Genomic DNA, 18,801 nt, shown 5'->3' on the forward strand with positions numbered 1-18,801 from the left:
CCTCTCGCCGATGCCGGGCCTGGTCGTCTCCATGGACGTCGAGGTCGGCCGCCAGGTCCGCGAGGGCGAGGTCGTCTGCGTCCTCGAGGCCATGAAGATGCAGAACATCCTGCGCGCCGAGCGCGACGCCGTCGTCAAGGCCGTCAACGCCAAGGCCGGAGATCCGGTGGCCGCCGACCAGGTGCTCGTGGAGTTCCAGTGAGCCTTCCCGACCTCGCCATCCCCGGTCCACGGACAAAGGCGGCGCTTGCGCTGGCCGAACGCCGCCGCCGGGCCCAGACGACCATTCGCAAGGGAGTTCAGATGCAAGCCGTCCACACCGCCCCATCGAAGACCAGCGCCGCCACGGCCGCCCCGCGTTTTTCGCTGCGCTCCTCCGAGCTGCCGATCGGCGTGGTGGCCGAACAGCTGGGCCTCACCTTGCGGGCCATTCGTCACTACGAGGAGATGGGGCTGATCGCCTGCGGGCGCGGCCCCAAGAACGTCCGCACCCTGGGCCAGTCGGCGCGGGCCCGGCTGGCGGCCATCGCCGATCTCAAGGCGCTGGGTCTGCCGATCTCGGAGATCGTCGACCTGCTGGGCCCGGACGGCGCCTGCCCTGATCGGCTGAAGGCGCGGCTGCGGGCGCAGCTGGAGGCGCTGGACGCGCGGCGGAGCGCGATCGCGGGGTATCTGTCGGGGCTTTAGCCAAACTCCTCCCCCTCTGGGGGAGGCGGCCGAAGGCCGGTGGGGGGACGTTTTCAGCGACCGAGGCGCCGAAAAGTCAGCAACCACTCCCCCCTCCGTCGGCTTCGCCGACACCTCCCCCACAGGGGGAGGATCTTCAATCTACCCCCGCACCAGTTCCCGCATCGCCTTGTCCAGCCCGTCGATGGTCAGGGGGAACATGCGGTCGTTCATCAGTTGCTTCATGACCCCGATCGACTGGGTGTAGTCCCAGTGGCGCTCGGGCGTGGGATTAAGCCAGACGCAGCTCTGGTAGATGTCGGTGACCCGGCTCATCCAGATCGCGCCGGGCTCTTCGTTCCAGTGCTCGACGCTGCCGCCCGGATAGGTGATCTCGTAGGGGCTCATCGTGGCGTCGCCGACGAAGATCACCTTGTAGTCGGCCGGGAACTTGTGAAGCACATCCCAGGTGGGGACCTTCTCGGTGTGCCGGCGCTTGTTGTCCTTCCACACGCCTTCGTAGAGGCAGTTGTGGAAGTAGTAGAACTCCAGGTTCTTGAATTCGGTCTTGGCCGCCGAGAACAGCTCCTCGCAGAGCTTGATATGGCCGTCCATCGAGCCGCCGATGTCGAAGAAGATCAGCACCTTGATGGCGTTGCGGCGCTCGGGGCGCAGCTGGATGTCGAGATAGCCCTTCTCGGCCGTGCCGCGGATCGTGCCGTTCAGGTCCAGTTCCTCGGCCGCGCCCGTGCGGGCGAACTTGCGCAGGCGGCGCAGCGCCACCTTGATGTTGCGCGTGCCCAGTTCGACGCTGTCGTCGAGGTTCTTGTACTCGCGCTTGTCCCAGACCTTCACGGCCCGGCCGTGGCGACCCTTGTCCTGGCCGATGCGCACGCCTTCGGGGTTGTAGCCGTTGTTGCCGAAGGGACTGGTGCCGCCCGAGCCGATCCACTTGTTGCCGCCCTGGTGGCGCTCCTTCTGCTCGGCCAGGCGCTCGCGCAGGGTCTCCATCAGCTTCTCGAAGCCGCCCAGGGCCTCGATCTGGGCCTTCTCCTCGTCGGTGAGGAACTTCTCAGTCAGGGCTTTCAGCCACTCTTCCGGGATGTCGGCCGTGACCCCCTCGCCCACCGTCTCCAGCCCCTTGAAGACGTGGCCGAACACGCGGTCGAACTTGTCGAGATTCTTCTCGTCCTTCACCAGGCTGGCGCGCGACAGGAAGTAGAAGTCGTCGATCGAGCGATCGATCACGCCCTTGTCCAGCGCCTCCATCAAGAGGAGGTACTCGCGCAGGGACACCGGCACCTTGGCCTGGCGCAGCTCGGAGAAGAAACGAAGGAACATTGCAGGGATCTCGAACGTCTGTTTGGCAAGATGAAGCCTTCCGCCCTCCGACGCAACGGCGGCCGCTCCCGCGCTCGTGAACGGCATGTGGTTGAAGCCTGGCCAGGAGGGGCGTAACCCCCTCGTCCGTGTCCGACCTTGCTTCAGATCCCCGCCAGCCGCCCCTCTCCGAAACCGAGACGGGAGAGGCGCCGATCTCGCCCTGGACTACCCGCCTCGTCTCGCTGGCCGTCGCCAGCGCGCTCCTGATGGAGTTCATCGACTCCACGGCCCTGTCGACCGCCCTGCCGCGCCTCGCCCAGGCCTTCTCGGCCGACCCCATCCACCTGAAGCTGGCCCTGACCTCCTACATCCTGGCCCTGGCGGTCTTCACCCCGGCCAGCGGCTGGGCGGCCCAGCGCTATGGCGCGCGGCGAGTGTTCCTGATCGCCATGCTGGTCTTCCTGGCCGGCTCGGCGCTGTGCGGCCTGTCGCAGAACCTCGGCCAGCTGGTCGCCGCCCGCATCGTGCAAGGCATAGGCGGGGCGATGATGACGCCGGTGGCGCGGTTGATCGTCGTGGGCTCGACGCCCAAGGACAAGCTGATCAGCGCCATGGGCTGGTTCACCATGCCGGCCATGGTCGGACCGCTGATCGGCCCGCCGATCGCCGGCTTCGTACTGTCGGTGGCCGACTGGCCGTGGATCTTCTACCTGAACCTGCCGATCGGCGTGATCGGGGCGATCGCCGTGCGCCGCTTCGTGCCCAAGGGCGCGCCAGACCCTGAGGCCGGGCGCTTCGACACACAGGGCTTCGTGATGAGCGCCATCGCCCTGTCGGGCCTGATCGGCCTGGCCGAGACAGCGGGCCTTTCCCTGCTGCCGCCGCTGGTGCAGGCGCTGCTGCTGGCCGTGTCGCTGGGCGCGGGCTGGCTGTACCTGAAGCACTGCCGAGCCCAGGCCAAGCCGATCCTGGACCTGACCTTGCTGCGCTATCCGACCTTCCGGGCCAGCCTGGTAGGCGGAACCTTCGTTCGCTTAGGCATCGGCGCCAGCCCGTTCCTGATGCCGTTGCTGCTGCAGGTCGCCTTGGGCTGGAGCCCGCTGAAGGCCAGCGGCGTGACCATCGCCACGGGCCTGGGCGTGCTGGTCGCCCGCCCCTTCGCAGGCGCCCTGCTCAAGCGCTACGGCTTCCGCACGGCGCTGGCGGTGTTCGTGGCCGCAACCGCCCTGATGACCGCCGTGCCGGGCTTCTTTACGGCCTCCACGCCGATGTGGCTGATGATCGCCCTGCTGCTGGTCGGCGGCTTTGCACGGTCGAGCCAGTTCATCGCCGCCAACACCATTGCCTATGCCGACGTGCCCCAGCCGCGCGTGGCGGCCGCCTCGACCCTGGCGGCGGTCAGCCAGCAGGTGGGCTTGGCCCTGGGGGTCAGCTTCGGCGGCCTGATGCTGCACCTGACGCGCGGCGCGGGCGACCACGCCCTGACGCCGCAGAGCTTCGTCTGGCCGTTCGTGGCCATCGGCGTGGTCACGCTGCTGGCCCTGCCGGTCTACCTGCGGCTCGACAAGGACGCGGGGGCCAGTTTGAGCGGAAGATAGAGAACCTCCCCCGTGGGGGAGGCGGCCGAAGGCCGGTGGAGGGCCATTCTCAGCTGCTGCCGTGTTGGCTGACGCAGCAACAACTCCCCCCACCGATCGCTTCGCGATCACCTCCCCCACAGGGGGAGGTTCCGTGACGATCAGGAACGCGCCGCCGCGATCCGGGCCCGGGCGATCTCGTCGGCGACCAGGTTGGCCGGGCGCTTTTCGGCCAGCGACTGGTCGAGCACCTCGCCCAGGGTCAGGGCCAGGCGGTCGAGCTTGGTCGCCACCCACTCCGGATCAAAGCTGCCGCCCGCTTCCAGGGCGCGGATCTCGGCGGCTACGTTGATGATGCCGCCGCCGTTGATGACGTAGTCCGGGGCGTAGAGGATGCCGCGATCGAACACGGTCTGGCCGATCATGGCGTCGGCCAGTTGGTTGTTGGCGCCGCCGGCGATGACCTTGACCTTCAGGCGCGGCAGGGTCGCAGCCGAGATCGCGCCGCCCAGGGCGCAGGGGGCAAAGACATCGGCTTCGACGTCGAAGATGGCGTCGGTCGGTACGATCTGCGCGCCCGTCTTGGCGGCCACTTCGTTCAGGGCCACCTGGTTGACGTCGGCGATGATCAGCTGGGCGCCGGCGGCGTGAAGCTTTTCTGCCAGATAGGCGCCGACATGGCCGACGCCCTGGATGGCGACCTTCACGCCCGTCAGGTCGCGGCCCAGGGCGCGCTCGACGCACAGGCGCACGCCGCGGAACACGCCCTCGGCGGTGACCGGCGAGGGATCGCCCGAGGCGGCCGCGTGGCCTTCCAGGCCGGCGACGTATCGGGTGGTCTTGCGGGTGCTTTCCAGGTCGGCCGGCGAGACGCCGACGTCCTCGGCCGTCCAGTACGAACCGCCCAGGCTGTCGACCGCGCGGCCGAAGGCCTCGAACAGTTCCGGCGTCTTTTGCCGGCGGCTGTCGCCGATAATCACGGCCTTGCCGCCGCCGAAGTCGAGGTCGGCCATGGCGTTCTTGTACGACATGCCGCGCGACAGGCGCAGGGCGTCGGTCAGGGCCGCCTCGCTGCTGGCGTAGTCCCACATGCGGCAGCCGCCGGCGGCCGGGCCGCGGGCGGTGGAGTGGATGGCGATGATCGACTTGAGGCCCGTCTTTTCGTCGTAGAACGAGTGGACGCCTTCATGCCCTTCGAAATCGGGCAGATCGAACAAGGTCATTGCCGTGGGCCTCGCCTCAGCCTGGAAAACAGTGCGCCGGGGTGTACGCCGCCCCGAGCGCCGCCGCAAGGATCACTTTATCGGCCTTTTGTCACATCAGCCGATGATCGTTCATATCGCACTGCAATATACCAGACGTTCGACTAGCGTCCGGCCGGAACACCCTGAACTTTGACGACATTCGGCGCGGTCGGCGCACCCGGGATCGGCGGCGCGCCCGACGGCAGGTCGGCCTGCGGGTCCTTCAGGAACGCGGCCGCGTCGCGCCAGACGACTTCAGCCTGCTTGTCGACCAGCAGCAGGTGGTAGCCGTTGGCGTAGAAGGCCGAACGATCGTCGGGCTTCAGGCGGCGGGCGGCCTGCTTCGTCGGCTCCTCGGGGATGATCTCGTCACGCGCGCCGTAGAAGTAGGCGACCGGGACCCGCACCTTGCCCAGCGACGCCCAGGCCCGCTCCATCAGGCCGACAAGGCCATAGAGGGTGTCAGACCGCGCGCCCCAGATCATCAGCGGGTCGCGGCCCATGCGCCGCAGCTCTTCCATGTTGTCGGTCGGCAGCACCTTCTGCACCAGCCATTCGGGCGGCTTGACCACCCAGCTGCGGGCGGTGTGGGCGCTGATCCACAGGCTGGTCTTGTAGGGCAGAGGCTGGGCCGACCAGCCCCAGACGGCCGGGGCGAAAAGGAGGAGACTGTCGGCGGCCGGCGGATTGTCGGTGGCCATGGCGGCGATGGCGAGACCACCGCCCATGCTGACTCCGGCCAGCGAGACCTTGGCCCCGGGATGCGCCTCGCGCGCCAGCGAAACCAGGGTGCGGACGTCCTCGATCATCAGGTCGGTCGAAGCCCAGACGCCACGACGCGGCGAGCGGCCAAAGCCGCGCAGGTCCAGCGCATAGGTGGCGATGCCCTGCCCCGCCCACCAGTCGGCGGCCAGATGATAGGCGTTGGAGTAGTCGTTCATGCCGTGCAGGCCGACCACCACATGGGTGACCTGCCCGTCCTGCGGCAGCCAGCGCTTGAGGCCCAGCTTGGCGCCGTCGAAGGCGACCATCCAGTCGTCCTGCAGCCGCGCGCCGCGCAGGCCGAGCGGCGCGAGGGCGGGGCGCTGGGTGATGGGGGCGCAGGCGGCGGCGAGGCCCGAAGCCCCGACGGTGAGGAGGAGGCTCCGGCGGTTCATGTCCCCAGAATGCCCGCGACACGGCGGCGAAGATAGGGCGTGACCTCGTCCTCGAACCATGGATTGCGCTTGAGCCAGGCGGTGTTGCGCCACGAGGGGTGCGGCAGGGGCAGAACGCCTTGGGCGGCGTATTCGCTCCAGGCGGCCACGGTCTCGGTCATGGAGGGCTTCATCGCATCGCCCAGCGCCCAGGCCTGGGCGTAGCCGCCGACTAGCAGCGTCAGCTCGACATTCGGCAGTTGGTCCAAAAGATCCTTGCGCCACAAGGCGGCGCAGCGGGGCGGAGGTGGATAGTCTCCGCCCTTGGGATTGGTCCCCGGAAAGCAGAAGGCCATGGCCGCCACGCCGATCTCGGGCCGGTCGTAGAAGGTGTCGCGATCGACGCCCATCCACTGGCGCAGGCGGTTGCCCGAGGGATCGTTGAACGGCAGGCCGGTCTCGTGCACCAGCCGTCCCGGCGCCTGGCCGCAGATCAAGAGGCGCGTCCCCTCGCCCACCCGCACCACCGGACGCGGCTCGGGGATCTCGCCGACACAGGCCCGGCAGGCGCGGATCTCGGAAAGCAGGGCGTCGAGCGACATGGCCGGCAGTTAAGACGCCGCCGGCCGCGCGCCAAGGGGTCAGGTCGCAGCGACCTCGACGAGGACCGACACCGGGACGAACTCGGCCGTGTGCTGCACGGCCAGGCCCATGTCGACCCGCAGCTTGCCTTGCCCCATGTAGGGCCCGTTGTTGCTCATGTCGCAGACGACATAGAACGACTCCGCAGCCTTGGCGCCGATCAGGCCGCCGGCCTTCCAGATGTCGGTCAGGAAAGCCGACACCTGCGCCTGCACCGTCACGAACAGCGCCGGCGACGGGGCTTCGATCGCCGCCCAGGCGAGGCCTGCCTCGACGCTGTCCTCGATATGATCGACCAGTCGCCGCGCGGGCACGTAGCGGAACGTGTCGCTGCCCCACGAGAGGGTCCGCACGCCCCAGATGACGGCGTCATGGCCCGGGAAGCTTCGGAGCGCATTGAGCCCTCGCGCCGACAGCGCCGCGTTGTCGCCGTCGGTCAGGAAGCGCTGCGGAACGCCGCTGGCGAAGTCGGCGCGGATGCCGGCCGGCGCGGTCCAGACGCCGTCCTTGCGGTCGGTGCGCGCCCAGATGCCGGCGACAGCTCCGCCGGAGGGACGCGGGCCGCCCTCGTCGAGCAGGCGCGAGACATAGCAGGCCGTGCGCGACTGCTGCGGTTCGGAGAAGTAGCCGAGCGCGTCGACCGTCATCTCGTCGATCTTGGCGGTCGCCCAGACGGCCGGGGCCTCGAGGATCATCATCGCTTCGCGCTCGAGCACGAAGGCCGCGGCGGTCTCGCGGGCGAAGACCGGGACATCGCCCTCGATCTGGTCGGGCGACAGGTAGAGGATGTTGAACGGCGTCTTCTTCAGTACGGCCAGGGCGCTGTCCAGGGCGGCCTGGGTGGTGGCGTCCCCTGGCAGGCGAACGATCACCGCGGCCTCGCCGCCGTTCGCGAAGAAGTCGGCCACGGCCAGGGTCAGGGGATAGGCCCGATCAGCCGGGCCATAGGCGGCTTCGAAGGCCGCCTGGCGATCGACGGGCGCGGCGACGCCCGCCGGACCATGGCCGGTCCGACCGACGAAGGCCGTCACCGCCGTGGGCAGGCCCAAGATCGGCTGCACCGGGGCGATCTCCTGGACGTACACGCCCGGGGTCTTCAGTTGCGACATCGAAGCTACTCCATACTCGACGTCGCAACCTCCGATAGCCAAGCCGGACTTGGCAAGGCTTCAGGCGGCCTCGGGCGGCGCAAAGGCCGCCAGCAACGCTTCCTCGCCGGCGATCAGGGCGGCATAGGCCGGCCGGGCCAGGATGGCGTCGGTAAAGGTCTTGGTGCGCGGCCAGCGCGACAGGTCGAGCTTGAGGTGGCGCAGGTTGGCGAACGGGCTGGCCACGGCGATGTCGGCCAGGGTCAGGCGGTCCTCGAGCAGGAAGCCGCCGGCGTCCGGCACGATGCGCTCCAGATAGTCGAGGGCCGGCGGCAGGTCCTCGGCCTCGGCCTTGGCGGCCACGGCCTCGTCGCCGGGCCGGCGCATGAAGCGCGGCGCGACGATGCGGTTGAAGAAGATCTTGCCGCCCGCCGCCACCAGGATGGTGTCGGCATATTCCTCGTACCAGACCGCCCGGGCGCGGGCGCGCGGCTCCGCCGGGATCAGGTTCGGCTCAGGATGCAGGGCTTCCAGATAGGTGATGATCGCCGTGGAGTCCGAGATGCGGAAATCGCCGTCCTGGAAGCCCGGGATCTTCCGGAACGGACTGCACTCGGCGAATTCGGGGTCGAGGGCTCCGGGCGGCGACACCCGGTTCTCCAGCTTCAGCCCCTTCTCGGCGCCGAAGGCCAGGGTCTTGCGCACATAGGGCGACAGGGACGAACCGAAGACGATCATGAGCGAACCTCCCCTGACATATTTGGGAGGCTCATAGTTCACCGAACAGGTTTCTTTTCAAGACCCACCTTTCGACGGGTCTTGATGCGATCAATCCTCGGCGGCGTCGGCCACGTCGTCAGCCCCATCTTCCACGTCGTCCGGGAAGCTGGTCGGATCGCCTTCCATCGGCAGGCGCAGGCGATAGACGCCCCGGAACTTCTCGGGATTGGCCGGCTTGTTGTGGCGCAGGATGACGATCTTGCCTTCCTTGGCCAATTCGACGGCGTCGGTGCGGATATGGCCCAGCAGGCGCTGCCAGCGCTCGGGCTGGATCGCCTTGGCCACCGACATCGGGTCGATGGACTTGCCGGCGGGCAGGCCGGCCAGTTGCGAGAGGATGGTGTCTTGGATCGGGGTGGTCATGGGAAAGCCATGCCACGGTTCGGGCTTCGACGTAAGCGGGCGGCTTGCCTCGACGCGCCGCGGAGGCTTAGCTGAACCGCAATAACAACGAGAAAGTACGGGAGCGCAGGGCATGGACGGCGGCAACGAGATCGTCAGCGGGCCAAGGCTGATCGAGGACGGCGAGTGGGCCGGCTGGCGCACCTGGGCCGGGCTCGATCCGTTCGAGGACCAGACCGGGCCGTTCTACTTCCGCGAGGACGACGGCAAGGTGCGCTGCGCCTTCCGCGCCGAGCCGCGCCACATGAACGGCGGCGGCTTCATGCATGGCGGCTGCATGCTGACCTTCGCCGACTTCTCGCTGTTCGCCATCGCCTGGCGCGAGCTCGACAACGCCAAGGCCGTCACCGTCTCGCTGAACGGCGACTTCGTGGGCCCGGCCAAGGCCGGAGACCTGGTGGAGGCGACCGGCGAGGTGGTCCGCGCCGGCGGCTCGATGATCTTCGTGCGCGGCCTGCTGTCCACCGGCGGCCAGCCGATGCTGACCTTTTCCGGCGTGATCAAGAAGATCTGGACGATGGGCGGTCCGGCCTAGAGCGGGGCGTTACGCCCCGTCCGCCAGCCGCTTGGCCTGGGCCACCCAGGCGTCGCGCTCGGCGCGGCCCTTGAGGCTCAGGAGCTTGTCGAAGCTGTCGAGCTCGTCAGCGCTCCAGGCGGCGATCTGGCTGAAGCGGGTGACGCCGAGGTCGGCCAGCGAGGCGGCGAGCTTGGGACCGATGCCGACCAACAGGGTCAGGTCGTCGGCCGCGGCCTTGGCGGTCTCGACCAGCGGGGCTGCGGCCTTCTCGACGGTCTCGACCGGCGCGGCGACGGCCTCGACGACGGGCTCGGGATTGGTCTCGACGACGGCTTCGACCACCTCGGCAGAAGCTTCGACGATGGCCGGCGGAACTTCGGCGGCGGCCTCGACAACCTCGGCGGTCGCCTTAGTCACGGTCTCGATCACCGGCTCGGCCTCGGCCACGACGGCCTCAATCGCCTTCACCGGCGCTTCGACAAGAGCCGGCGCGGGCTCGTCGACAACGCCGCGCGACACCGGCTCGGGCGCGATGGCGATCAGGGCTTCGAGGTTCACCGCCTCGCGCCAGCGGTTGGACCACCACCACCAGGCGGCCCCTGCCGCGGCCGCGCCGCCGAACACCGCCCACAGGGGCGATGCCGCGCCCAGCAGCACGTTTGTCGAAGGGGTCTGGGAATTTTCGGAAGACGAGGGCGGGAAGGACGAGGAAACCATGGCCGTTCACTCCGTCGATCGAGATTGTGCGGCGCAGCATAGCATGGAACGCCGTTTCGCAAGCGCAAAAATGCTACCCTTGCGTCAGCCTCCCAGAAGCATCGAGCAGGCCGCGCCCGCCAAGGTCATGACCGCAACCAGGGCCAGGATCGGCAGCCGCATGGCGAAGGTCAGGCCGCAGGCGAGCGCCACCAAGCCTAGGGCCGTAGGATCGAGGCTGACGAGGTCGGGCAACGTCGCCCGAAACGGCCCCCAGGCCGCCTCGTTCCCGGTCCGAAACAGCAAGTGAACGGCGAACCACAAGGCCAGGCTCGCGATCACCCCGACCACCGCCGCGCCGACCCACGACAGCGCCGCCGCCGCCCGAGCGTGGCCGCGCAGGCGCTCGACGAATGGCCCGCCGGCGAAGATCCACAGGAACGACGGCGCGAAGGTCGCCCAGGCCGCCATGAGTCCGCCCAGCACGGCCATAGGCCAGGCCAGGGCCGGATCGGCGTCGCGCCAGGCGGCGACGAAGCCGACGAAGACGAACACCAGCACCAGCGGCCCCGGCGTGGTCTCGGCCAGGCCCAGGCCGTCCAGCATCTGGCCCGGCGTCAGCCAGCCAAGCTCGCCCGACACCTGGCCCACATAGGCCAAGGCGGCGTAGGCGCCGCCGAAGCTGACCACCGCCAGGCCGCTGAAGGCCGCGCCGATCTGGGCCAGGGCCGAGCCCGGCGCGAGCAGGAAGGCCAGGGCCACGGGACCCAGCCAGACGGCCAGGCAGACCAGCGCCGCCCTCCCCGCGCCGTTCAACGGCGGGGCCTCGACATCGGCCGCGATCGGCCCGCCTCGCGCGCCCCACAGCCAGCCGCCCAGGCCGGCGACCAGGATCACCAGTGGAAACGGCGCGATGGTGCAGGTCAGGGCCAGGAAGGCGAGGATCGCCGCGACGGCGCCGGCCCGTCCACGCGCCGCGCGTCCCGCCATGCGCAGCAGGGCCTGCAACACCAGCGCCACCACGGCCGCCTTCAGCCCCAGCAGCACCGGCGCGGCCCAGCGCGCCTGGCCGTGGACGACATACAGCGCCGACAGGCCCAGCATGGCCAAGAGGCCCGGCAGCACGAACAGCAGCCCCGCCGCCAGGCCGCCGCGCACGCCGTGCAGCCGCCAGCCCAGCCAGGTGGCCAGTTGCTGGGCCTCGGGTCCCGGCAACAACATGCAGAAGCTCAAGGCATGGGCGAAGCGGTCCTCGTCGACCCACCCGCGCCGTTCGACCACTTCCCGATGCAGAAGGGCGATCTGCCCGGCCGGTCCGCCAAAGCCCAGGCAGCCGACCTTCAGCCATACGGCGCAGGCCTGCCTGAAGCTGGGCGCGCCGCTCACGTGATCAGGCGCGCCAGACGCGGGCCGCCGCGCCGGGCTCGCCCAGGCGCTCGGCCAGGAAGGTGGTTATCTCGCTGACCTTCGGCTCGATCGAGGCCGGGGCGCCGACCAGCACCATGGCGCTGCCGTTCATCTTCATCGGGTCTCGCAGGGGCCGCAGGCGAAGCTCGGCCACTAGCGCGTCATCGGTGACGTTTTCTAGCGCGCGGATGAAGGCGTCGAAGGTTTCCAGGTCCTTCAGCGGCGTCCAGATCGCCAGAACCGCGTCCGGATCGACCTTGCGCACCGCCCGCACCGTGGCCACGCACTGGGCGTAGTCGTCGGGACGCTCGAACGGTGGATCGATCAGCACGAAGGTGCGCCCGCCGCGTCCGGCGCGCGCCTCGGCCGTGGCGTAGCCGTCGGCCTTCAGGGCCTGGGTGAAGGCGTAGGGCCCAAGCACCTTGCGCAGCTGGTCGAAGTCGTCGTCGCGCAGTTCGCAGGCGGTGTAGCGGTCACTGCGCCGCAGGGCGCGGGCGATCAGCAGCGGCGAGCCGGGATAGAGCGGCGCGTCGGCCGCGCCGACGTTCAGTTCCTCCACCGCCTTCAGCAGCGGCCCGAACGGCGCGGGCGCATCGCCCTCGGCCAGCAGCCGGCCGATGCCGGCGGCCGCTTCCTTGGATTTCTGGGCCATGTCGCCGCGCAGGTCATAGGCGCCGGCGCCCGCATGGGTGTCGATCACCGCCAGCGGCGACTCGTCGACAGTCAGGGCCTCGAGCAGGGCCAGCAGGATCGCGTGCTTCTGCAGGTCGGCGAAGTTGCCGGCGTGAAAGGCGTGGCGGTAGTTCATCGAAGCTCCCTGGAACGGACGAACCCTCTACCACGTTGGCCGGGATTGGGTTGGGAGCGAACGCATGACCCGGCATTTTTCCGCCTTCGGCGCGCGGTGAGCGCCGTGGCCCGCGACACCAACGAGGCCCAGGCCGCCGAAAAAGTCCTGCTGGCCTATGTCAACGACCAGGAACAGGGCCTGACCCGTCTCGGCAAGCCCGGCCGGTTCGCCTATGCCGACGCCGATGGCCGGCCGATCAAGGACGCCGCGACGCTGGAGCGGATCCGCGCCCTGGCCATCCCGCCGGCGTGGACGAGCGTGTGGATCTGCCCAGATCCCAACGGCCATATCCAGGCGGTCGGCCGCGACCAGAAGGGCCGCAAGCAGTATCGTTATCACCCCGACTGGCGGGCCGACCGCGACGCGCGCAAGTACGAACGCATGGCCGCCTTCGGCCGCGCCCTGCCCCGCCTTCGCAAGCGCGTCGAGGCCGACCTCTCCCGTCGCGGCCTGCCGCGCGAGAAGGTGCTGGCCGCCGTGGTGCGCCTCTTGGAACTGACCCTGATCCGGGTCGGCAACGACGAATACGCCAGGACCAACAAGAGCTTTGGCCTCACCACCATGCAGAAGCGCCACCTGAAGCTGGCCGGCGGCGGGGCGGTGTTCGAGTTCAGGGGCAAGAGCGGCAAGGTCCATCGGACAGGGTTTCGCGACCAACGCCTGGCGCGCATCGTGCGCGCCTGCCAGGACCTGCGCGGCCAGCGCCTGTTCCAGTATCTCGGCGAGGACGGCCAGCGTCGCACGATCGAGAGCCATGACGTCAACGACTACATCCGCGCCGTCGCCGGCGAGGACTTCTCGGCCAAGGACTTCCGCACCTGGTACGGCTCGCTGGCGGCCCTCGAGGCGTTGAGCCAGCAGCCCGCCCCAGCGACGAAGACCGAGGCGAAGAAGGCGCTGAACCTCTGCATCAAGGCGGTGGCCGGCCTGCTGGGCAACACGCCCGCCGTCTGCCGCGCCGCCTACATCCATCCCCGCGTGCTCGAGGCCTTCGAGGCCAGCGCCCTGACCAGACGTCGAGCGAGGTCGGCAAGGGCGCGGGAACTGGCCCTGCTGAGGCTAGTGGCCGCCTAGCTCCGCCGATGCGCCGCCAGCGCCTTTTCCAGTTCCTCGATCATCCTGTGCTTCAGGCTCTCGGGCGAGACGATCTCCAACGCGTCGCCCCAGGTGAACAGGTGCCAGGCCAGTTCCAGCATGCCGCTGGCCCGGAAAGCCACGGTGACCACCCCGTCCGGCCCTTGCGTCACGACCTGGTTCGAATGGAAACGCCAGCGCAGGGCGTCCTCGGCCCGTTCGGCCCTGATGCGCAGGACCACGTCCTCGATCTCGCCGTGATAGATGCCGAAGCTCTCGTCGGCGAAGGCCTGCAACGAGAAATCGGCCGGCGGCGACGCCGGCTTGTCCAGCGCCGCCACCTCGCTCATTCGGTCCAGGCGGAAAGTGCGCGGGCGCGGGCTCTGCCCCTCCAGCGACACCAGATAATTGCTGCGCCCGAACAGAATGCCCAGCGGCGTCACCGTGCGCGTGCGCCCCGGCTGGCTGCCGCCCTCATAGCGGAACGACAGCGCCGTCAGCCCCTTCACCGCCGAGCGGATCTCGGCCAGCACGCCCTGGTCCTCGAACGGGCGCGGACCGGCGTGGACTGCGATGGTCTCGGCCTGGACCAGCGCCTCGACATCGGGGGCCACACGCCGACGGGCCGAGCCTTTCAGCGCCGACAGCAGCTTGCCTTCCAGCGCATAGAGGGCGGAGGCCCGCGCTTCGGCGCCTGCGGCGGCGTTGGAGTCGGCCGCCGTGCGCAGCGCCGCCAGCTCCTCGGCGGTCGGGGTCTGGAACAGGCTGTCCAGGCCTGACGGAATGCGGAAACGACGGGTGGGCGGATCCTCGATCGCTTCCATCTGCGGGAAGGCCGACCACACCGCGTCGCGCATGCGCTCGGCGGTCCGCCGTCCCACCTCCATCGCCTCGGCCATCTCGTCCAAAGTCAGCCCCTCGGAGGAACTGGCCAGCCGGCGGGCCAGGTCGAGCAGCTTCGTCGCCTTCTCATGTCTCATTCCGGATCATTACGACCGTTTTTGACGCAACGCACGTGGAAAAGGGAGCATCGCAATCGTTCGGAGAAACCGACATGAGCCGCCTCGCCTGCCAGCCCTGGCACGTTCGTCCGGTCAGCGCCGCGATGATCTCGGCCGTGCTGGCCTTCGCCGACATCCACCGCGACATGGGTGGCGGCCGCACCCTGATGCGCCTGAGCCCCGAGCGCGCGACCAAGGCAGACGTGATCCTGCTCCTGGGCGGCGACGCCGAGCGGGCCACCGATGTCGGGCTGGTGTGGAACGACCGCGAGGACCAGCTGGTGCGGGTGATCGACGACGCGGCCCTGCGCGAAACCCGCCTGGCGGCCTGGGAAGAGGCCTTCGACCTCTTCGACGCCGAAGACCACGAACCCGAACCGGCCCGTCTCTGCGCGTGACCATTCCGGCGCCGCGCGCCCAGGATAAATTGAATCTTCGAATGTGAAAGCCGGGCCGTCAGTCCGGCTTTCATCGTTTCCGGCAAGGGTTCCAGAGACTAGGCGAACAGCCGGGAATCCAAGGGCGACACACCGCCGCCCAGCTCGATTCAGCCGGACGGGCTGCATCAATCTCGGTTAACAACCGATTACAGTAAACGCAGCGGTAACCGCGACATTTTCACTCAATGTCAAGAAGATTGCGAAACATTGCAGTGGGGCAAAAAGCCCTCCGACCGTCAAAATGACGTCGGACACCTCAAGAAGGAGTCTTCGTAATGGCGCTGAACAGCATCAACACGAACTCGGGGGCGATGATCGCCCTGCAGAACCTGAACTCGACCAACAGCGAGCTCGGTGTCACCCAACAGCGGATCAACACCGGCAAGAAGATCGGCTCCGCCAAGGACAACGGCGCCATCTGGGCCACCGCCAAGAACCAGTCGGCCACCTCGTCCTCGATCAACGCCGTGAAGGACTCGCTGCAACGCGGTCAGTCCACCATCGACGTCGCCCTGGCCGCCGGCGACACGGTGACCGACCTGCTCGGCAAGATGAAGGAAAAGGCCCTGGCCGCTTCCGACACCTCGCTGAACACCGCGTCGTTCAACGCGCTGAAGGCTGACTTCAACTCGCTGCGCGACCAGATCACCAAGGCCGTCTCGAACGCCAAGTTCAACGGCGCCAGCATCATCGACGGCAAGACCACCAAGCTGACCTACCTGGCCAACTCGGACGGCTCGGGCATCACCGTGAACTCCAAGACCCTGTCGCTGGCCGGCATCGGTCTGAGCACCACGACCACCTTCACGACCGCCGCCGCGGCCAAGACGATGATCACCACCATCGACACGGCCCTGCAAACGGCGACCAACAAGCTGGCCTCGCTGGGCACCAGCTCGACGGGCCTGGACACCCACCTGAACTTCGTCGGCAAGCTGCAAGACAGCCTCGACGCCGGCGTGGGCAACCTGATCGACGCCGACTTGGCCAAGGAAAGCGCCAAGCTCCAAGCCCTGCAAACCAAGCAGCAGCTGGGCATCCAGGCGCTCTCGATCGCCAACCAGTCGTCGAGCTCGATCCTGAGCCTGTTCCGCTAAGCGGACCCGACGATCAAGACTACCGGGGCGGGCCGCCTTGGCCCGCCCCACTCTTCGCGCCGAGGCGCGACGGGCTCGAGCACCGCTCGCCCGAAAAACCCTCAATAAGTGTATTTTTGCGCACTGCGGCCAGAAGGCGCACGCGGCATTCACGTCGGGAAGTCGACATTGCGTCGACCGCCACAGCGCCGACGATGGAAAGCCGATGACCCAGTTCTGTAGCCTCCAGATCTTCAACATGACGCCGTATGACGCCGATCTCAGCCTCAGCCTGATGGAGCGCCATAACTGGGAACCGCCCTACGATCGCACGCCCATGCAGTTTCAGGGCGCCCGCGTCGCCCCGTTCAGCTCCACCGAACTCCTTCCGCTGCACATCGCCGACGACACCAAGACGGCGGAGTTTCGACTGAACTTCGCGATCGGCTACGGACAGGTCGGCACGATCGGCGACGGCTGGGCGCCGATCAAAGGGGTCGGCGAGCAGACCAAGAAGTTCTTAGACGCCGGTGAACGTAAGGGCTACCTGCCGACATTCGGCTCGGCCGCAGGCGACTTCCGGGTGCTCGAGGTGGAATACGGCACCGGAGAGGACGAGAACGACCGCCACCTGGCCATTGCCATCATCCCGCGCATCGACGCCAAGACCTGGATGTCCAGGCTGCCGGACGAAACGATGCTCCGCGACCTCACCCTGCCGGGGGCCCATGACGCGGGCACCGCCGCCGACATCATCGACCTGAGCCGCTGCCAGGACCTGACCATCGCCGAGCAACTGGACGCGGGCGTCCGCTACTTCGACATCCGCCTGACGCCCTACTACCCGCTCCAGATCTGCCACGGACTGTCGCGCACCGGGAAGTTCTTCGAAAAGGACTGCGCCGCGCCAATGGCCGAGTTCCTGCGTGATCGCGGTCCGGAAGAAACGATCGTGCTCTGCGTCAATTCGGAGGTCGACGACAATCCTCTCGAGAACTTTCACGACAACCTGATCGGGCTTCTGGAGCGGTCGCTGAGCGACACCTTCCAGACGCCCGGCGCCGGCCTCCGGCGCCTGGAAGCCGGCCAGATCCAGCTTCCCCTGAAAGAGCTGAGAGGCAAGATCGTCCTTCTGCGCCGCTACCCGCTCCAGAGCGGCGGCAACCCGATATACGCGCCGCTAAGCGGCATCCAGATGATACGGTTCACCGACAAGGGCGGCACGAACCGTTACCCCTGGCCCCAGAACTCCGACACCTTCGCGGAACTCAAGCTGAAGGGCGAAACCGGCGTCAACTACCAGCTCGACCACTACAAGCCCAGCGATCCTTATCTTCAGGCCTACGCGATCCAGGACAACTACGAGAAACAGACCCAGGACGCCAAGACCGCCTATGTTCAACAGTATTCCGACGTCGCCCGGACGGAATATAGCGGCACCTGGTTCATCAACTTCCTGAGCCTGGCCGGCCCCGAGACCCCGCGCGGCTATGCGACGGGGTTCAAGAACATCAACGCCCGGATCTTCCAGTACATCGTGCAGGCTGGCGTCGGTCGCTATGGAACCCTGCCTCTGGATTTCGTCAGCGACCCCGAAGGCCTGCTCGACCTGATGATCGCCAGCAACCAGAAGCTCTTCGTCCGGTAAGCGAGCGGCCGGCTCCGGCGCCTAGCGCGCCGGGGCCGGTCCCAGCGTCTTGCCCATCCGCGCCAGCGGCACGTCATAGCCCTTGGAGGTCGGCGCGGTGAAAGGCTCGATCAGCGTGTAGCCGCAGGCCTCGTACAGCGGCACGCCGCCCATGGTCGCGGCCATCTCGGCGCGGGTGAAGCCCTCGCCGGCCGCCGCCTGCTCGCAGGCCGCCAGGATCATCCGGCCCACGCCTTTGCGCACGTGGTCGGGGTGGGTGTACATCGCCCGCACCCGGGCGGCGTCGCGCGCCGGGTCCAGCATGGCTGCGTCGCGGCCGGCCGAATGATCGCCGCCGAACAGGGTGGCGCGCCGGCTCCAGCCGCCGCAGCCGGCGATCTCGCCCCCGTCTTCGTTCGAAAAATCCTCGACCACGAAATAGGTGCCGTCGGCGATCAACTGGCTGTCCAGGCCCATGACCTCGAACGAGGCCTCCACGCCCTCCGGCGGCAGGAACGGCGTCAGCAGCTCGGCGATCGCCGCGTTCATCAACGCCGTCAGGACGGGGATGTCTTCCGGCTTGGCCAGACGCAGGGTCAGATCGCTCATGTGACCGACATAGCCCCCTGGCGCATGGGCGCAAGACCGTCCTTCCCCCGCGAGCGCTATCTCCTGGCGGGCGGCCTCGGCTAACCTGCTCTCGACGGAGCCGACGCCGTCGAGTCGCCGAGAAGACCTGATGTTTCGCAACACCGCTTTCACCGCCCTGGTCCTGGCCGGGGCCTTCCTGCCGGCCGCCTCGGCCCTGGCCGCGCCGCCTGGCCAGACGCTCTACGCCGACAACTGCGCCGCCTGCCACCAGGTGAGCGGCAAGGGCGTCAAGGGCGCCTATCCGACCCTGGCCGGCGCGCCCCTGGTCCAGGGCGACGCCAAGCCCCTGCTGAGCATCGTGCTGAACGGCAAGAACGAGATGCCCGGCTTCAGGGACGACCTTTCCGACGCCGACCTCGCCGACCTGCTAACCTATGTGCGCACCGCGTGGGGCAACAAGGGCAAGGCCGTCACCCCAGCCGAGGTCGCCGCCGCGCGTCGGCGTAAATAGCCGCGCGGCCGCCCGAGAACTTTTTTCGGGAAGAAGTGATGACAACGTTGTCACGAGCGACGGAAGCCGCTATACAGGTCCTGCCCTTCCTGGGCGTTTCCTCCCAATTCACTGGGCCGCCTTCTTCTCCTGGAGGGCGGCTTTTCTTTTGCC

Annotated in this window: 21 protein-coding genes and 1 pseudogene; 10 read left to right on the plus strand and 12 right to left on the minus strand. The window is 68.4% G+C overall.

Translation table 11 applies throughout. From position 1 onward, the window contains the following. The 3 genes and pseudogenes from SGCZBJ_RS16030 to SGCZBJ_RS26545 form a co-directional block, all read left to right on the plus strand. Positions 1–202, plus strand: a 202-nt coding sequence (locus tag SGCZBJ_RS16030) for an acyl-CoA carboxylase biotin carboxyl carrier protein subunit (protein ID WP_133149274.1), incomplete at its 5' end; no start/stop codon positions are given. A 101-nt stretch (positions 203–303) separates the two neighbouring features. Further along, a complete protein-coding gene (locus tag SGCZBJ_RS16035; protein ID WP_101718993.1) occupies positions 304–687 on the plus strand; it encodes a MerR family transcriptional regulator in 384 nt (127 codons plus the stop codon). Between the two features lie 11 nt (positions 688–698). Next, positions 699–837 (plus strand): annotated as a pseudogene (locus SGCZBJ_RS26545) (hypothetical protein); the annotation flags it as partial. Here SGCZBJ_RS26545 and SGCZBJ_RS16040 read toward each other — a convergent pair. Next, positions 829–2,007 carry a vWA domain-containing protein gene (locus SGCZBJ_RS16040; protein WP_101718994.1) on the minus strand — a complete coding sequence of 393 codons (1,179 nt, stop codon included), beginning with the start codon at positions 2,005–2,007 and terminating at the stop codon, positions 829–831. The pseudogene SGCZBJ_RS26545 and the gene SGCZBJ_RS16040 sit on opposite strands and share 9 nt — an antisense overlap. Positions 2,008–2,135: 128 nt before the next feature. On the opposite strand from SGCZBJ_RS16040, the gene SGCZBJ_RS16045 reads away from it, so the two are divergent. Continuing rightward, on the plus strand, positions 2,136–3,587 hold the full coding sequence (locus tag SGCZBJ_RS16045) for an MFS transporter (RefSeq protein WP_240621537.1): 1,452 nt from the start codon (positions 2,136–2,138) through the stop codon (positions 3,585–3,587). Between the two features lie 140 nt (positions 3,588–3,727). Here the strand turns inward: SGCZBJ_RS16045 and SGCZBJ_RS16050 are convergent, their stop codons facing one another. From SGCZBJ_RS16050 to SGCZBJ_RS16075, 6 genes are all read right to left on the minus strand, one after another. Next, positions 3,728–4,789 carry a Leu/Phe/Val dehydrogenase gene (locus SGCZBJ_RS16050; RefSeq protein WP_101718995.1) on the minus strand — a complete coding sequence of 354 codons (1,062 nt, stop codon included), beginning with the start codon at positions 4,787–4,789 and terminating at the stop codon, positions 3,728–3,730. 143 nt (positions 4,790–4,932) lie between these two features. Beyond that, on the minus strand, positions 4,933–5,967 hold the full coding sequence (locus SGCZBJ_RS16055) for an alpha/beta hydrolase (protein WP_101718996.1): 1,035 nt from the start codon (positions 5,965–5,967) through the stop codon (positions 4,933–4,935). Further along, positions 5,964–6,548 carry a uracil-DNA glycosylase family protein gene (locus SGCZBJ_RS16060; protein ID WP_101718997.1) on the minus strand — a complete coding sequence of 195 codons (585 nt, stop codon included), beginning with the start codon at positions 6,546–6,548 and terminating at the stop codon, positions 5,964–5,966. Before SGCZBJ_RS16060 ends, SGCZBJ_RS16055 begins: the two co-directional genes overlap by 4 nt. A 39-nt stretch (positions 6,549–6,587) precedes the next feature. After that, complete coding sequence (locus tag SGCZBJ_RS16065) at positions 6,588–7,697, minus strand: phage tail sheath family protein (protein ID WP_101718998.1); 1,110 nt, start codon at positions 7,695–7,697, stop codon at positions 6,588–6,590. A gap of 60 nt (positions 7,698–7,757) precedes the next feature. Further along, positions 7,758–8,414 (minus strand): glutathione S-transferase family protein, encoded by a 657-nt coding sequence (locus SGCZBJ_RS16070; RefSeq protein ID WP_101718999.1) that lies wholly within the window; start codon positions 8,412–8,414, stop codon positions 7,758–7,760. 90 nt (positions 8,415–8,504) lie between these two features. After that, positions 8,505–8,819, minus strand: a complete 315-nt coding sequence (locus SGCZBJ_RS16075) for a DUF3253 domain-containing protein (RefSeq protein ID WP_101719000.1) — start codon at positions 8,817–8,819, stop codon at positions 8,505–8,507. 112 nt (positions 8,820–8,931) lie between these two features. Between SGCZBJ_RS16075 and SGCZBJ_RS16080 the strand changes: the two genes are divergently transcribed. Beyond that, on the plus strand, positions 8,932–9,393 hold the full coding sequence (locus SGCZBJ_RS16080; RefSeq protein ID WP_101711268.1) for a PaaI family thioesterase: 462 nt from the start codon (positions 8,932–8,934) through the stop codon (positions 9,391–9,393). Between the two features lie 9 nt (positions 9,394–9,402). On the opposite strand, the gene phaH is transcribed toward SGCZBJ_RS16080, so the two are convergent. From phaH to rlmJ, 3 genes are all read right to left on the minus strand, one after another. Then, a complete protein-coding gene (phaH, locus tag SGCZBJ_RS16085) occupies positions 9,403–10,092 on the minus strand; it encodes a phasin PhaH (RefSeq protein ID WP_101719001.1) in 690 nt (229 codons plus the stop codon). Positions 10,093–10,176: 84 nt separating this feature from the next. After that, positions 10,177–11,457: a chromate efflux transporter gene (gene chrA / locus SGCZBJ_RS16090; protein WP_101719002.1), complete on the minus strand. Its 1,281-nt coding sequence runs from the start codon at positions 11,455–11,457 to the stop codon at positions 10,177–10,179. Positions 11,458–11,461: 4 nt separating this feature from the next. Further along, positions 11,462–12,286, minus strand: a complete 825-nt coding sequence (gene rlmJ / locus SGCZBJ_RS16095) for a 23S rRNA (adenine(2030)-N(6))-methyltransferase RlmJ (protein ID WP_101719003.1) — start codon at positions 12,284–12,286, stop codon at positions 11,462–11,464. A 96-nt stretch (positions 12,287–12,382) separates the two neighbouring features. On the opposite strand from rlmJ, the gene SGCZBJ_RS16100 reads away from it, so the two are divergent. Next, entirely contained in the window at positions 12,383–13,402 is a 1,020-nt protein-coding gene (locus SGCZBJ_RS16100; protein ID WP_240621538.1) for a DNA topoisomerase IB, read from the plus strand. Here SGCZBJ_RS16100 and SGCZBJ_RS16105 read toward each other — a convergent pair. Next, positions 13,399–14,382, minus strand: a complete 984-nt coding sequence (locus tag SGCZBJ_RS16105; RefSeq protein ID WP_101719004.1) for a helix-turn-helix transcriptional regulator — start codon at positions 14,380–14,382, stop codon at positions 13,399–13,401. The two genes, SGCZBJ_RS16100 and SGCZBJ_RS16105, sit on opposite strands and share 4 nt — an antisense overlap. A 74-nt stretch (positions 14,383–14,456) precedes the next feature. On the opposite strand from SGCZBJ_RS16105, the gene SGCZBJ_RS16110 reads away from it, so the two are divergent. The 3 genes from SGCZBJ_RS16110 (at position 14,457) to SGCZBJ_RS16120 (ending at position 17,567) form a co-directional block, all read left to right on the plus strand. After that, on the plus strand, positions 14,457–14,801 hold the full coding sequence (locus SGCZBJ_RS16110) for a hypothetical protein (RefSeq protein ID WP_101719005.1): 345 nt from the start codon (positions 14,457–14,459) through the stop codon (positions 14,799–14,801). A gap of 317 nt (positions 14,802–15,118) precedes the next feature. Next, positions 15,119–15,940, plus strand: coding sequence for a flagellin (locus SGCZBJ_RS16115; RefSeq protein WP_101719006.1), 822 nt, complete (start codon positions 15,119–15,121; stop codon positions 15,938–15,940). A 37-nt stretch (positions 15,941–15,977) separates the two neighbouring features. Further along, the gene (locus SGCZBJ_RS16120) at positions 15,978–17,567 is read left to right on the plus strand and encodes a PI-PLC domain-containing protein (protein WP_133149275.1); all 1,590 of its coding nucleotides are present in this window, start codon (positions 15,978–15,980) and stop codon (positions 17,565–17,567) included. Positions 17,568–17,588: 21 nt separating this feature from the next. Here the strand turns inward: SGCZBJ_RS16120 and SGCZBJ_RS16125 are convergent, their stop codons facing one another. Then, complete coding sequence (locus tag SGCZBJ_RS16125; RefSeq protein ID WP_101719008.1) at positions 17,589–18,155, minus strand: GNAT family N-acetyltransferase; 567 nt, start codon at positions 18,153–18,155, stop codon at positions 17,589–17,591. Positions 18,156–18,285: 130 nt separating this feature from the next. Between SGCZBJ_RS16125 and SGCZBJ_RS16130 the strand changes: the two genes are divergently transcribed. Next, positions 18,286–18,648 carry a c-type cytochrome gene (locus SGCZBJ_RS16130; RefSeq protein WP_101719009.1) on the plus strand — a complete coding sequence of 121 codons (363 nt, stop codon included), beginning with the start codon at positions 18,286–18,288 and terminating at the stop codon, positions 18,646–18,648. Positions 18,649–18,801 lie beyond the last annotated feature (153 nt).

This window comes from Caulobacter zeae, from assembly GCF_002858925.1.
In the GTDB taxonomy this organism is placed as follows: Bacteria; Pseudomonadota; Alphaproteobacteria; order Caulobacterales; family Caulobacteraceae; genus Caulobacter; species Caulobacter zeae.

What these genes read in the sequence shown, in the direction of transcription:
- rlmJ (WP_101719003.1), bottom strand. Translation starts at nt 12,286, where the DNA reads ATGAACTACCGCCACGCCTTTCACGCCGGCAACTTCGCCGACCTGCAG.
- SGCZBJ_RS16125 (WP_101719008.1), bottom strand. Translation starts at nt 18,155, where the DNA reads ATGAGCGATCTGACCCTGCGTCTGGCCAAGCCGGAAGACATCCCCGTC.
- SGCZBJ_RS16060 (WP_101718997.1), bottom strand. Translation starts at nt 6,548, where the DNA reads ATGTCGCTCGACGCCCTGCTTTCCGAGATCCGCGCCTGCCGGGCCTGT.
- SGCZBJ_RS16070 (WP_101718999.1), bottom strand. Translation starts at nt 8,414, where the DNA reads ATGATCGTCTTCGGTTCGTCCCTGTCGCCCTATGTGCGCAAGACCCTG.
- SGCZBJ_RS16040 (WP_101718994.1), bottom strand. Translation starts at nt 2,007, where the DNA reads ATGTTCCTTCGTTTCTTCTCCGAGCTGCGCCAGGCCAAGGTGCCGGTG.
- SGCZBJ_RS16105 (WP_101719004.1), bottom strand. Translation starts at nt 14,382, where the DNA reads ATGAGACATGAGAAGGCGACGAAGCTGCTCGACCTGGCCCGCCGGCTG.
- SGCZBJ_RS16035 (WP_101718993.1), top strand. Translation starts at nt 304, where the DNA reads ATGCAAGCCGTCCACACCGCCCCATCGAAGACCAGCGCCGCCACGGCC.
- SGCZBJ_RS16115 (WP_101719006.1), top strand. Translation starts at nt 15,119, where the DNA reads ATGGCGCTGAACAGCATCAACACGAACTCGGGGGCGATGATCGCCCTG.
- SGCZBJ_RS16075 (WP_101719000.1), bottom strand. Translation starts at nt 8,819, where the DNA reads ATGACCACCCCGATCCAAGACACCATCCTCTCGCAACTGGCCGGCCTG.
- phaH (WP_101719001.1), bottom strand. Translation starts at nt 10,092, where the DNA reads ATGGTTTCCTCGTCCTTCCCGCCCTCGTCTTCCGAAAATTCCCAGACC.
- SGCZBJ_RS16055 (WP_101718996.1), bottom strand. Translation starts at nt 5,967, where the DNA reads ATGAACCGCCGGAGCCTCCTCCTCACCGTCGGGGCTTCGGGCCTCGCC.
- SGCZBJ_RS16130 (WP_101719009.1), top strand. Translation starts at nt 18,286, where the DNA reads ATGTTTCGCAACACCGCTTTCACCGCCCTGGTCCTGGCCGGGGCCTTC.
- SGCZBJ_RS16050 (WP_101718995.1), bottom strand. Translation starts at nt 4,789, where the DNA reads ATGACCTTGTTCGATCTGCCCGATTTCGAAGGGCATGAAGGCGTCCAC.
- SGCZBJ_RS16080 (WP_101711268.1), top strand. Translation starts at nt 8,932, where the DNA reads ATGGACGGCGGCAACGAGATCGTCAGCGGGCCAAGGCTGATCGAGGAC.
- SGCZBJ_RS16065 (WP_101718998.1), bottom strand. Translation starts at nt 7,697, where the DNA reads ATGTCGCAACTGAAGACCCCGGGCGTGTACGTCCAGGAGATCGCCCCG.
- SGCZBJ_RS16110 (WP_101719005.1), top strand. Translation starts at nt 14,457, where the DNA reads ATGAGCCGCCTCGCCTGCCAGCCCTGGCACGTTCGTCCGGTCAGCGCC.